The sequence below is a fragment of the Paraburkholderia sp. RL17-373-BIF-A genome (assembly GCF_046030175.1).
Classification (GTDB): domain Bacteria; phylum Pseudomonadota; class Gammaproteobacteria; order Burkholderiales; family Burkholderiaceae; genus Paraburkholderia.
On the sequence record NZ_JARESO010000107.1, the window covers coordinates 1 to 13,694 of the forward strand.

Annotated in this window: 9 protein-coding genes and 3 pseudogenes; 6 read left to right on the forward strand and 6 right to left on the reverse strand. The window is 56.3% G+C overall.

All coding sequences use genetic code 11. From position 1 onward, the window contains the following. The 4 genes and pseudogenes from P0D80_RS47000 to P0D80_RS47015 form a co-directional block, all read right to left on the reverse strand. Positions 1–1,100, reverse strand: a 1,100-nt coding sequence (locus tag P0D80_RS47000) for a hypothetical protein (protein WP_408294816.1), incomplete at its 3' end; no start/stop codon positions are given. A gap of 422 nt (positions 1,101–1,522) precedes the next feature. Further along, positions 1,523–2,109 (reverse strand): annotated as a pseudogene (locus tag P0D80_RS47005) (integrase); the annotation flags it as partial. Positions 2,110–2,475: 366 nt separating this feature from the next. Beyond that, positions 2,476–2,673, reverse strand: coding sequence for a hypothetical protein (locus P0D80_RS47010; protein WP_408294819.1), 198 nt, complete (start codon positions 2,671–2,673; stop codon positions 2,476–2,478). A gap of 92 nt (positions 2,674–2,765) precedes the next feature. Next, positions 2,766–3,329, reverse strand: a complete 564-nt coding sequence (locus P0D80_RS47015) for a hypothetical protein (protein WP_408294822.1) — start codon at positions 3,327–3,329, stop codon at positions 2,766–2,768. Between the two features lie 865 nt (positions 3,330–4,194). On the opposite strand from P0D80_RS47015, the gene P0D80_RS47020 reads away from it, so the two are divergent. Continuing rightward, positions 4,195–5,574 carry a pentapeptide repeat-containing protein gene (locus tag P0D80_RS47020; RefSeq protein WP_408294825.1) on the forward strand — a complete coding sequence of 460 codons (1,380 nt, stop codon included), beginning with the start codon at positions 4,195–4,197 and terminating at the stop codon, positions 5,572–5,574. A 350-nt stretch (positions 5,575–5,924) separates the two neighbouring features. Then, positions 5,925–6,299, forward strand: coding sequence for a COG3415 family protein (locus P0D80_RS47025; RefSeq protein WP_408294827.1), 375 nt, complete (start codon positions 5,925–5,927; stop codon positions 6,297–6,299). 34 nt (positions 6,300–6,333) lie between these two features. Here the strand turns inward: P0D80_RS47025 and tnpC are convergent. Continuing rightward, positions 6,334–7,458 (reverse strand): annotated as a pseudogene (gene tnpC, locus P0D80_RS47030) (IS66 family transposase); the annotation flags it as partial. On the opposite strand from tnpC, the pseudogene P0D80_RS47035 reads away from it, so the two are divergent. From P0D80_RS47035 to P0D80_RS47055, 4 genes and pseudogenes are all read left to right on the forward strand, one after another. Beyond that, positions 7,453–7,758: pseudogene (locus P0D80_RS47035) on the forward strand (DDE-type integrase/transposase/recombinase); the annotation flags it as partial. The pseudogenes tnpC and P0D80_RS47035 sit on opposite strands and share 6 nt — an antisense overlap. A 1,020-nt stretch (positions 7,759–8,778) precedes the next feature. Then, positions 8,779–9,288, forward strand: a complete 510-nt coding sequence (locus tag P0D80_RS47045) for a SycD/LcrH family type III secretion system chaperone (protein ID WP_408294830.1) — start codon at positions 8,779–8,781, stop codon at positions 9,286–9,288. 362 nt (positions 9,289–9,650) lie between these two features. Beyond that, positions 9,651–11,051, forward strand: coding sequence for a hypothetical protein (locus tag P0D80_RS47050; RefSeq protein WP_408294833.1), 1,401 nt, complete (start codon positions 9,651–9,653; stop codon positions 11,049–11,051). 810 nt (positions 11,052–11,861) lie between these two features. Further along, positions 11,862–13,364, forward strand: coding sequence for a hypothetical protein (locus P0D80_RS47055; RefSeq protein ID WP_408294836.1), 1,503 nt, complete (start codon positions 11,862–11,864; stop codon positions 13,362–13,364). Between the two features lie 120 nt (positions 13,365–13,484). Here the strand turns inward: P0D80_RS47055 and P0D80_RS47060 are convergent. Then, positions 13,485–13,694, reverse strand: a 210-nt coding sequence (locus tag P0D80_RS47060; protein WP_408294839.1) for a hypothetical protein, incomplete at its 5' end; no start/stop codon positions are given.

Consider the following 13,694-nt stretch of genomic DNA (forward strand, 5'->3'; position numbering starts at 1 on the left):
CCGTGGTAGAGAACACTTACAAAGACATCACCAGATGCGGTCACATAAGCGCGGATTCCTGCTCCCGAGTATGAGTTGTCAACAAGATGCTGGCTTTCGTGATAGACGTAGACGGAACTGTTTTTGACTGTGCCATCGAGCCTCTTGTCCGTTACTAGAACAGCATCGATAGTAGTGTCGCCTCGGATCTCTTCGACCTCTCTATGTTTAAGCAGGTATGCCAACATATTTCCTGCTCTCGACTGCATGAGGTTAATTACGACTTTTATCTGCTTGTCGCTGGCACCGCTATTCGCCAGATTATTTCGCATGGTTGCTATCTTAGTGTCCCCTCTCAAGAGCGAGAGTCTTTCTTCTACCGTAAAGTCAAACACCCTAGATTCATCGGTAAACCTGTGACCGTTAACAAATCGCATGATGCAGGAAGTGCCGATGCGCGCGCAATATTGATCCAAGGTTTCTTTGTAAGTGTAATGCTCTCGCTGCTCGTCCTTGATCTTCTCTGTCTCCTCATGTAGCACATCCATCTCTTCGCGAACTTCCCATGCCTCCATCAACTTGACGTCTTCCGTCCTCGGATCTACTGAGTCGGGTCCCACACTGTCGCGGAGCCGACGCCAATTCCAACGAGATTCCTTATGCCCCTGTGGCGGATCAAGGAACGCACGGAACCTCTCGTTCATGCCATATTCGATCTTGAGGGTCTTCTCAGGTGCGACATTCCCGTTGTCGCCAAGCATGCAAGTCCTGAGTGATTCCATAGTCAAGCCTTCTATGAAAGTGGATTCGCCTCTAAAAGAGACTTTTACGCAATCGCAGCCCTCGTACACGTCGCTTGAAATTAATAGTTCACTGTCTTCGACAGTCACAGAGACCTGTCCATGTCCTGACTGGGACGTCAGCTTATTCCCAAGTTCTTCCATCGCCCGCTTGACAATTTCTTCTTTCTTTCGCAAGTTCGCGACTTTCAGCAATCCGTATATCCCGAACGTCAATAGTGACAACAGCAAGTCCTTCGCCCCCGGCGAATGTAAGTTCGCTGCCAGCGAAACTGGCTTGCCGGAGAGGGTCGGCTGACACGCCCGGTTCACGAAAGGCACTGAGACCTCTGTGGAAGTTACGAACAGATAAACTCAACGAGCCGCTCATCATTTCTCCATGTACTCTAATGCTTGCTGCTCTCAATTGCGTGCCACTCTTCCCAAGGGTTTGGGCTTGACATTCGCGAGCGCCTATGGGCATGCACGTCAGAAACTTGCTTCCACGCCTGCGCCATTCTCCGGATAAATCGGGATCTGCGCTATTGGCCGTCTAGCTTTCGACCGGCCCTGTCTTCGTCGCCGCGTCCGTGAAATGGTCACTTGCAATCTGAAACAATGCTTTTCAATTGGCGCTGATATTTCGAATATAAGCCGGAACCGCAGTGTCTTTCGAATCTGCGGTAATTCATTAGGTTAGCGGCCACTTGCGGGCCGCAAAGGCCTGATCCATCTGTCGCGCACGCTTGTTAGTCCGGCACATCACTCACATGGGAATGCCTCATCCAGTGAGGGCTCGCGCGGTGCAGTTCTCCGCTACCACAGCATGGTCCGTCTCGATCATATGGGCCGCCTGCTGAAGAAGCGGCGCCTCACGCGATCCGGCCGTGAACCGGCAGTGCCGGCGTCGCAGCCCTCGCCAAGACGCCCGACCAGTGGCGTTTTTGAACTCCACCGTTGCGGCGTGACCCGCAGTTGCCGATGGAGAAGATGCTGGTTGAGGGGGGCGTACGGGCGAGCAGCGGCAACGTCGCCTTGCTGGGCTTGCCGACCTTGCCGACCAGATGCAGCCAGTAAACGCCGTGCCCATCTGAGCGGATGTTGCCGCGTATCGCACCGACCAGTCCGCTGGCGCGCGGTCCCGTCGTGTAGCCGAAGTCGAGCAGGAGGTGTGCCGCTGCGCGCCGGCTTCGACCAGCCGTAGGACCACTGGAGGCCGTCAGCGATCGCACGAAGAAACAGCCATGCTCCCTCGGTAAAACCGTGCTTCGGGTCCAATGCAGGCCGCGAAATGTGGCCGCGGACCTTGACGCCGGCAAACGGCTTGGCATACGTAACGATCCTCGATCAGGGTGTCCACCGCTACCGCTACGCAGACTCGTCGGCACCCGCCGCGCTTATTCGGATCCGTGCAGCCCGTCGAGTATGGGGAATCCGGACCTGACAATCTGTGACTGTCGCGTGATTCCAGTTCGATGGTCAATGGTCGCGCATCCAAAAAAAAGCCCTCCGGGGCTGGAGGGCGGAGTTCATATCTGAGGAAGATATGAGGAGACGACGAGATCACTGAAGATCACAGCGCGATGCGTCATGCGCCACATGGTTGTATTCTAGCGCGCGAGAATTAGCGTGTAATGAGCGCAAACAAGGGCAGAGTGTCCGTTCTGCATGTCATGGAAGCTGTGACCGGTCAAATCTGATCGGCATCGCCCCGGCGCTAGGTCGGCACACCCATGAAAATCAAACGGCGCTTTTCGGGTATCTCCAGCCCGCGCAGTTTGCCGTATCTCACCAGCCGCCGCACAATCGAACCGTTCTTCTGCTCGACCCATGCCTGATCGTTCTTCTTATACGGGCGCGAACGCGTCAGCTCGATGCCGGTCGCTTTGCAGAAGTCAAACACGGATTCGTTCATGAAGGCCGGTGTCGTTATCGCTGTCGAGACCACGCAGTGGAAATGGCAGCGCAGCCCGTACACGCTCGACGTGTTCAATGACGAATGCGTGGTTACGGAATGGCATCGCAAGACATTCGGTCCAGCCGGTCGCAAACCCGATCAGCGCCGCCACCATCGACCGGCTGCCGCGTGATGTACGAGAACAGGACTTTGCGGGGCAACGCCCACGTGCTGGCGAAGTGGGCAAAGCGATCCGCCGTACGGTGAACGATCAGAACGTTCTCTGACGGGAAAGACTGCTGCGTGGCTATCTCGAGGTCGACTTCGGCGAACATTGAGGCGGCAGTAAGGCCGCCGGCGACTTCGTGCACAGCTTTGTGATGGCCGATGTTCCAACTGAATGGACGGAATGCCTGGCGATGCCCCATCGAAGCGGCGCGTTTGTTCTCGAGCACATCGAACCGGTTAGTCGGGCGCTGCTGTTTCCGCTTCGTGGCCAGGATTGCGATAACGATACGGCGTCCATGCACGAGGCCGTGTTCGATTTCTGCAAGGTTACCGGTATCGAACTGACGCGTTCGCGCGCGTAGAAGAACGACCAGGCGTGGGTGGCGCAGAAGAACGGATCCATCGTGCGCCGTTTTGTCGGGTATGGCAGGTTGTGTGGACTCCAAGCCCCGAAAGCCCTTGCTACCACTTGCTGGGTGTTGCGTCTGTACATTAGCTTCTTCTAGCCTTCATTTATGGGTAATAGCTCAGCGACACTGCCGAATTCCGGCTCCCGGGCGGCAAGCTCGCTCCCGCAAAATCGAAACCGGCGACGCGTTTGCAACAGATCATCATCGCAGTGTGAATTACTATGCGCGAGCGCTGGAGCTTGTGGGGCACTGGTGAATACGACCTGCAAGTCGCTGAATTTCGGATCGCCGAACGAGCGTCGTTGACAAACTTGTGAAGAAATATGGAGTAATCATGGCTGCTGTGACGGCACAAACATTCGCAAGAGCTTTCCTCGGAAAAAATTCAATAAATGGGTCGTTCGCGGGCGGGACGCATGGAACCTTCCGGCACGGCGCGGATGCGAAAGACATTCCTAGGTTCAGCAAAGAGGCCTTCCGGGGCGTCACGCCCAATGCTGAAGATAGCATAGGGAAGCGGGCGGGGGACTTCGATATATCGCGCTCACGTGGGGCAGTGACTGTGGCGATCTCCCTGTTGACTGCTTTCATTGGGCTGCTCATCGAGCGGGTTTGCAAGTCCATCAGCAGTCACCAGAAAGAGGACGCCGTAAGGCAGGCGGTAGTGGATCTTCATAAGCATCGGAGGTCGCGCCGGTTTCCACTGTAAAGGTGAGGGCGCTGCCGTTCGCGTCTGTGTCCTCGGAGACCTTCAGCACTCCACCATGCTGGAGCCCTATCGAAACAGAACGATTGCCCGGGCGCTGAACCACGAACTCTTCAGCGAGGACTTGCCTGGCACGAGGCAGATCACCATCTGTACCAGGACGCGGCTCGAGGCATTCCACCGGCGAGAAGAAATGTGATCAATGGGGACACGTCGAAGCTGAGCGGGACAGACCTTCAAGGGGTGGATTTTCGCGGAGTGGATCTTCGCGGAGTGGATCTTCGCGGAGTGGATCTTCGCGGAGTGGATCTTCGCGAAGTGGACCTGCGCGGGGCGGACCTACGTGGGGCGAACCTAAGCGGTGCGGACCTACGCGGTGCGCTCTTGGATGGGGCAGACCTGCGCGAGGCAGACATGAGCGGGGCGCAACTGATCGGTGCCAAAGTGCGCGGGGCGCATCTGAGCGGGGCTAAACTTTCTGGGGCGGAACTTTGCGACTTAAACCTGATGGGGATGGACCTGAGCGGAATGGACCTGAGCGGCGCGAACCTGAGCGGCGCGAACCTGACTGGAGCAGACCTAAGCAAAGCCAACTTGAGCAATGCGAACCTAGAGGGGGCGATCCTGCGCTTGGCAGACTTGCGCGAAGCAGATCTGACGGGCAATGACCCGAGTGGGGCGAACCTGCAAGGCGCGGATCTGAGCTTGGCGGATCTGCGCGATGCAAAATTTTGCAAGGCGAGCCTGAAAGGGACACGGCTGAGCGGGGCGGACCTGAGCGACTTGGTTCTGATCGGCATGGACCTGAGCGGGGCAGATCTGAGCGAGGCGAACCTGAGTGGCGCGGACATGAGTGGGGCCAACCTGGGTGGGGCGAACCTGAGCCAAACTGACTTGAGCGGGGCGAAGTTGATCGGGGCGGACTTGGGTGGCGCGATCCTGAGCAAGGCGACGATCCTGAACAAGGCGATTATGAGCGAGGCAATCCTGACGGGGGTTGACCTGAGGGGGATGAACCTGAGTGAGGTGAAGCTGGACAAGGCGAATCTGAGTAAGGCGGATCTGACCGGGGCGGACCTGAGCGAAGCGGACCTGAGCGGAACTAACCTGCACTTGGCAGACTTGCGCGACGCGGATCTGAGGGGCGAAAGCCCGCGCGGGGCAGACCTGCGCGGTGCGAATCTCAGCTTGGCTGATCTGCGCAAAGCGAAGCTTGGCAAAGAGAGCCTCAGCGCGAAGAACTTGGAGTGGGACTTGGGCCGGGCGAATTTGCACGGCGCGAACCTGAGCGGTTTGGACCTGAGCGGGATGAACCTGAGCGGGGCGGATCTGAGCAAGGCGGACCTGCGCCAAGCGGACCTGGTCAAGGCCAACCTGACGGGGGCGAAACTGACCGAGGTAGATCTAAGGGGCGCTAAAATGGGTGGAGCGCACCTTCGCAAGGCAGATCTGACGGGGGCTAAACTGAGCGGGGCGAAACTGGAAAGTGTGGACCTGTTCGGCGTGGACCTGCGCGACGTAGACATGAGCGAAGCAGACGTGAGCGAAGTGGACCTGAAGGCTCTGTCGTCGTAACGGTGAATTGCACTCGACTTTGTGGAGGCTCGCATTCTTCAGAGAATCGAGCCATGAACAAGAAAGTGACCAAGTTGTCCCCGCAGTCCGAGAGCGCCCGGTGCGCGACCAGCGTAGCGAATATCCGTCGACGTGGGCGGCGGCGAATCGATTGCGCCGATGATCGGCTGCACACCGCAACACCGCAGACACTGCACGAGTGGGCCAAGCGCGACTAGGTCGACCACGGTGAGCGTTGCGGCATGACCACAGACGAGTGCGAGCGCCGGCGTGGTTCAGAGCCGCGTTACGCACGGCGTCGAATGGCGCGGCGCGAGATAATGGTGCCCCATTTTTTTCGCGACACCTCCATGAAGCTATCCGCCTGCACTGCAACCGCGAAGCTCGCGGGCAACGAACGCAAGATGATGGCCGTGCGGGCCTTGGCAGACACTGAACCGGTCAGCACCCTGGCCGCCCGGCACGGCGTGAGCCGCCCGCTCTTCTACCGGCAGATGCACAAGGCCAGCGCCGCGCTCGATGAGCTCTTCTCGCCGGCGCAGGCCGAAGACGTTCACAAGGTGCTGTTCTCGTTGCCGGTCACCCGACGCTGGCTGGAGCAGGCCACGCTCGGGCTGACGATGATCGCTCACGGCTCGATGCGCGGTGTCGTGAAGTTCATGCACGATGTGCTGGGCGTGTCCATCAGCCTGGGCACCGTGCACAATATTGTAAGCGCGCATTAGACGGTGTCCCTTGTGCGGTGCCATGCAACATGCGTCAGGCCACGTTTGGATTCAATCGCCAGGGCAGCAAAGCCTCGTAGTCGTCGGCGGTGTGCGCGTGCGGCGGACCTTTGAACAGCGCGATGAGGTAATGGTACGGCTCGATGCTGTTGGCTTTGCAGGTCTGCACGAGCGAACAGAGGTTGGCGGCGGCGTTTGCGCCGGCGACGGTGTCACTGAAGAGCCAGTTCCGGCGTCCAACCGTGAACGGTCTGATCGCGTTCTCACACGGGTTGTTCGAGATAGGCCACGCTCCATTGCCGACGTAGCGAACGAGCTTGGGCCACTGGCCTCGCAGATATTGAAGCGCTTTGCCGAACCCGCTTTGTGGCAACACGGTGTTTAGGTGACGCAATAGAAGCGCCTCGATTTGATCAAGAACTGGCTGACTCCTGGCCTGTCTGAGTTTCTGCCGCTGCTCCGGCGTCATGTCTTCGGAGCGTGCCTCAACGGCAAACAGTTGCCGATCAGCCGAATGAATTCGCTCACCGGATGATTACCGCCGCGCTGCTCCTTTGGGAGATCCTCTTCGGCCTCGATCAGGTAACGTCGCGCGTGCGCCCAGCATCCGAGGTGCACCAGTTGATTTGTTCGGGCGATTTCGCTGTACGGCTCGTAGCCGTCGCTCATCAACACCGCGCCGGGTTTGATGCCAGCATAGAGCACGGCGGCCTGCGCCGCGCTGCCCGTGGGACTGTAGCTGAACATTCGCACTGGTGGTCCGGTACCGTTCATCTGCGGCCACATGTAGCTGTTGCGTTGTGCAGCACGGCCTGGCTCTTTTAGTACCTGCGCCGTCGTTTCATCGCCGTAGAGATGTCGGCCTTGAGCAGGTGGTCGCGCATCAGGTTAATCAGTGGCTGCACTGTCATGCCGACGCGCACTACACTTGCTGCCCGCGTGCCGCGCGAGAGATCGCCACCGAAACGGTACAGCAACGCGGCGATCCGGTACAGCGGCAGCGCGTCAGCGAACCTACTCACAACCACCCCTGCAAGCGCCGATTCAGTGAGTAGCCCTTCGGGATGATGCGCGCAGGTGCCGGCGTCACCTTGATGCCAAGGTCGCAGCAAGGGCATGCGTATTTGATTCGCTGGTGCTGAATGACGCGAACCTGTTCGCATTCGTAGCCACGCACGGCTATAGCCGTGCGACCTACGTCGAATTCGTTTCCGACATGCGGCTCGATACTTTGCTGAGGTGTCACGTCAACTGTTTCAACTGGTTCGGCGGTGTGCCGCACCGTGCGCTGTACGACAATATGAAGACCGTTGTCATCGAGCGGGATGCATACGGTCCGAAGCAGCACCGCTTCCAGCCGGGGTTTCTCGACTTCGCCCGGCACTGCGGGTTTCAGCCCCAGCTTTGTCGACCTTATCGCGCGAAGACCAAAGGCAAGGTCGAACGGATGCCTGTCTATAACCTCCTGCTGAAGCAAAAGAAAGTGAGGCAGAGCATGGCGCGCAAAGGAAATTGCCTCGACAACGCCACGATGTTTCTTCGGAACGCTCAAGTCTCAGTTCTTCCACGTGAACAGGTTTCACAATATCGCAAACCGGCATCAGGGACTACACCAATTACTACAACCACGATCGGATCAAGCCAAGATTGCAAAGACTAAGTCAATCCAATAAAGGATGAATACAAGCAGCACTAACGTCACCGCGTCCAACATCCGGGGGGCAGTTCAGCTGTTTGTGGACAGAATCGGTCGCTCGTATCACTCGCAGACGATGATCGCGAGCAGCGCAGGCACGCCACCCACAAAATTCGTGATCGCTTGCGGAACGACCAATGCCGGAACTCGCCGAGTAGTCCCCGAATCTGGTTAGCACTAAGCAGTGCGTGCGCGGACAGAGGTCTGACATGCTCGATGCAAAGGCAGCACCGATGCTCTTGATCGGCACGAACGCATATTGGGACGTGCGACACGCTTAGCAGGTCTCCTCGGCGTCGGCCGCATCGTTTTGTTCGGCTTTACGCACGGCTTGCCCCAGTACGACGTGTCCGTCGCCTTGCTTGTGACGACGCGGCGTACTCAGGTGGCCGTTTCATCGGCCTCACACAGATGCGGCGCGAGGGGTGGTGGCACTTCATGTTTTCGATGCCGGATACTACGTCGTGACACGCGCAATTTCGTATTACCAATCGGTCTAGTGTACTTATCTTCCAAAGGGGAAAGACGCGGCAACTTTTCCAACGTTTATCTCATCGGCGCCAAATACGATGCAAACGTCTCTCGTACGCTTTTGTTACGGCTGGTGGCATCCAATCCATCGCGGAGGGACTCAGGATTGGTGCGGCGTGGTCATGAGGGATAGGAGCCGCGGCCGATGAGCCTCAACTGGTCAAGACAATGGCTTGGTGCTACGCAAGAGAACACTGATGGACAGATGCGTTGCAACCTGTAGGCCCATTTCAGCTTCGAGGATATTTTGCTATGCATGACGACCTAGAAACCGTGCGCGACTTTTTTAGCCGCGGGGGCACGCTCCAAGCCTTGGTAAACCTAGATCCTGCCGACCTTGATCATATCTACGCGTACGCTACGCAGTTATTCGATCTCGGCGATTACGCGGCGGCCAAGCGGTTTTACTTATTGCTGTCTCGACTCAGCCATTGGAACTTCGACTATTGGTTTGCGCTGGGTCTTTGCTGCCAGAGGTTAGCGGAACACTTAGAAGCGGTATTCTGTTTCGGGCAAGCCGGACTGTTGAGGTTAGATGATCCGCGTCCGGCGTATCTTGCAGCCCAAAGTTATCAGTTCGCAGGGCAGCCAGACAATGCTCGCAAAGCACTTTCCTCTGCAATAAGGGGGTGTATGTCCTGCCCTGAGTACGCAGAACTGAGAGATGAAATCATGCGACAAATCTCTATTTTGAACGCGTCAGGTCCTCCGCCGAGCGCCGAACAGGGCTACGGACGCGGAGTGTGCCAGAGCGGCAGTTGACGCGCTGAGCATGGTCGCAGCTGATAGGCTTTGCCATGAGAGCGAATGTGAAGCTGAGGATGGCGCATGATGAGTAGCAGATGATAAGGCAGTCACCGAGAGGTGAGACTTCCTGACGAATACTGAACCGACGCGATTCAGGGAAGAAGGGCCGCAGTTCTGTCATTCTAGCAGTGACTGCTGTGGGTGCTACTACTTATCTACGAAAAAGAGCCGTCAAAACGTAGTGCGAATGAGTTTGTACTAGGTAGCTTTCGCAGTCCCACTTATAGAACGTACGATTCGGGCGATAGAAGATGCGCGTATTCAGGGATGGACAGCAAGTCGGTGCGGCTCCCCTTCATGTAGGGCGTGAGGTAGCATTGATTACAGGCTACGCAGGCTGGACCGAAGTTGCAGGTACTAACGCTACGATAGCCGTGGAAAAATTGACGAATCCGGATGATCACCTCGGCGAATCGGTAGAGGTGTCGACCGGCTTGAGCGGGGGAGGCAACGCGTTCGCGTTGGCGGAAATTGCATTCACACTAACGGACTTCGTGATGATGGAGGCAAAGGGCGCAAGGATTGCTGCAAATTTAAAGGCCTTGGACAATGACGTGTCTATCGTTGGCGTGGGCGATAACGAGCCCCTGTATAGCGTCGAACATGATATTGCGAAGCAGGAGTTGAGCAAATTTCAGGATGGGAGACTGTCCAGACTTGTGACGTGCGCGCGTGACGGAGTCGTCCAACTTGGGAAGGTGATTCTGAATATCTTGATCGCGGTCAAGAATTTGCTCGTGACGCACGGAATTGAGATATTAAGTGGCTTAACGAAGGCCCTAGGAACCATTCTTACAGCCGCGTTTTCCATCGGAATGGGGGCCTTGCACGTGGTTGCGGGGGTTGTGGACTACATCAGGTCCCGCCGCGACGGGAAGGCTTCTCGCGAGGTAGTAGAAAGAGTGTCAACGTGCTTCGGCGAGGATAGTGGGAAAATCGACCTGTGTGCCATGGGGAAGTCGGGAAGTGATGTGGTCGAAAGGGCGCAAAAGTATTCGACGAAAGTCACCAACATTCAATCGTTGTCAGATGAGAGCGCGTTGAAGTTGGAATTGAACCACGTTACCGAAGTTTACACTGTCTTGGGGGAACTGGCACAGTCAAAACACAACACCATCGCTAAGGCCGCCGACAGAACGGCGGCGTTTTCGATTGCACGAGTTGTCTTCGGTGCTGCGTCTGTGACAGTCGGCGTGCTTATTTTGGTGGGTGTAACTATTCCGTTTGTCGGTGCCGTGATAGGCGCATTTTGGCTCGGCTTCGCGGTCTACAAGATGGCAGCGGGATTGCAGGCGAAGAGGGCCGAGGTTGCAAGAGTCAATGCAGAGTCCAAGACTCTTAACCGGTATGTTCAGTCATCACTGATTGATGTTGAACGTGACTTTATCGAAGATGCGGATGCACATGGATGTCGGAAGGTCGCGGCGGCGATTCTTGTTGAGCATCTTTCGGGTGGGAAAAGGGAGGTTTCGGGGGCGAGCAAGGACGCCATGGCGGTGGAACGGGCCAATGCCTACAATGAAACCAAGTCCATGAACAATGTGTCCCCTGCAGTGTCGGTGGAAGGTCTCCACTTGCGGCGGCGCACCGCGACCCGATTTCTACTTGGCCTCGGTATGAGCAGGGAACAGGTCAAGGCTATAAAGGTAGCTATTTCGGAGGGAAAGGAAGCTCTTGCGTTTGCCCGCATAGATTCGTTTCTGAACGGGATACGCTGAGCCTAAGGCGAGGATGTCGGATCAAGACCGAGCGATGTCCTCTAGCGCTGGCGGATAGCTGCACGGCGGGTCGGAGTTTCCCAGATACCCAGCTGAGGCGTAGCGCTCAAACGGAAAGGCGTTTTTCCGTAGCGCAGTTGTGTATCTGCAGTGACATGCAAATCTAAGTGTGCAAGGTAGATCGACTAGGCGCCATGACCAGTCGGCTCCTTTGTCGGCAGCGATGGACGTGCGGGTGGCGTCCGACTCATGTCGAGCTGCGCCAGTAGCATACGGCTTGCGGCTGGGCGCTATGCCTCGCGTTGCAATGTGATTAATTCGCAGTTCAGGCAAGTTTGCGAATGCGTGCCTCCGCGATCATGGTCATCATAGTGCCGACGGACTTGTGCAACTTGGCTGTGTCGAGAGGTGATGACTGCGGAGGCGCGCACGCCCGAGCTTGTGTGAGCACCACGTTCGCAAAGGCTAAGCTTTGGGTGACGAATGTTCACAGAGTACGTTCGTCAATACGCGCATCGGCGCGAACATCAGGCGCCGGTTTCTGCTACCTAACTGCGCTCCCGGGCGTCATCGAGATGTACGACGCAAGCGCGTTTGCTCAGGTCGGACAACTGCGTGAATTACGATTTCGAGGCGCGCGATGGCGGGAGCATTTGAGCGCTTGCCCACCGTCGCAGACTTTGCAAGATAGTGACGTCGCCGCCGATAACGACCGGTTGATGGACTGGAAAACGGTTAAGCGAAGACGCGAGATTTAGTGCGGTATGAGGAATTTCGGTATCGAACTCGAGCATTCATTGAAGGCGAAGTGTGCGTATTTTTAAGAGCGCGGAAATAGTCAACACCGGTCCGGCCCCTCTCAAGGTGGGCCGTGATATAGCATTGGCCTCGGGCTATGCTGGTTGGACGGAAGTTGATGGCGCCAATGCTGTGATAGATGCGAGCGATACTGTGACTCCGAACGACACTATCGGCGAGGCGAGTGATGTATCGAGCATCTTGGACGTCGGGTCTGGAGTGTTTGCGCTGGCAGAGATTGGGTGCACACTAACCGACTTCGTAAGGATGGAGATGAAGGGCGCAAGGATCGCGGACAAGCTGAGGGAGAAGCACAGCCGATCGATGGTAGAGGGGGACGATGCAGAGCCATTCGAAGTACCTATCGAACTGCAAATTGTCCAGCAAGAACGGAAGGAGCTCCAATCGACGCGACTCTTGGTGGGTTTGGTTTTTATTCGAGACGGTTTAGTTCAGCTTGGCGAGTCAATTCATTCCGGATTGGTTGTCACAAAAACGTGGCTCGCCTCACATGGTACCGAGATATTGAAGGGTCTATCAGAGTCCTTCTCCGACCTGCTGTCTGCCGTTTTTTCGTGTGCAACTGGTGTTTTGAATGTTGCCTTTGGATTAGTAGAATTCGTTAAAAGCCATCGTGAGGAAAAATCTTCTCGTGCAATCACAGGAAGGATCTTGTCATGTTTTGAAACGGAGGATAAGAGAATTGACCTGAGCGTCATGGCGAGTGTCGGGAATGATGAGTCGAACAGATTGAGGAAGTATATCGACGACATTTCGAAAATTGAATTGGACGGTGCGCAGAACGCGTCGAAATTAGAGCTGAGTGACATCAAAGATACATATTCAAATTTGGCAGAGATTGCGCGATCGACAAAGACGACGGAGATCGAAGAGTGCGGGCGGAGAAAGGTGTTCTCGGTTGCGCATATTGTCTATGGCCTTGTTGGTATTGTGATCGGCATACTAGGCTTTATCGGTCTAGTTATTCCGGTAGTTCCGGCAGCAGTGGGTGTGGTATGGCTCGGTGTGGGCGTTTATAAAATAGTGGCGGGAGTGCTTAAGAAAAGGTCTGAGGCTATACAAAGCGCTGCCGAATGGAGAGTTTTAGGCCAATTCAAAGAGTCGTCGCTAATTGATGTCGAACGCGACTTCAACGGGATTGGGGCCGTTCGGAAGTCTCGAAAGGTCGCAGCCGCGATTCTTATAGAACATCTTTCTGGGGGGAAAAGAGAAAGTCAGGAAAGAGGTAAGGAAGTGTTGGCCGCTGAGCGGGTTTCGAATTACCTTGAAAGGAGAAACGTAGGGAGTACGTCTTCAGTATCCACGGAGGGTCTTCACATGCGGCGGCGCACCGCGGTGAGGTTTCTGCTTGCGTTAGGCATGAGTAGGCAAGAAGTCCGGGGTATAAAAGAGGCTATCGCAGAAGGGCGGGAGGGAGTGGCATTCGCCCGGTTAGAGCGTTTCATGAGTCGACGGCATACGAATGAGCGAGCGTGGCTGTCACACAAGGTTTGACGCGTTTGCATATGAAGCCAACGACATGTGCGATCGAGGTTATTCACTTGTGAATGGAAGGGATTCAGGTAGGAATGGCACGCCACGTTGCTGAGGGCAATCGAGAAATCCATGGAATCACTATGTCTGTTGTGACTGCGCAAACATTTGCAAGAAGCTTTCCTGGGTAGAAACCAGTCCGGTGCGCGGTTCACGGGCGGCACGCATGAAGCGTTCCGGCAGCGCGCGGACGGAAAGGACATTCCCCGGTTTAGCAAAGACGTCTTCCGGCGCGCCACGACCAATGCCGAAGACAGCATGGCGAAGCAGGCGGGGGACTTCGATATATCG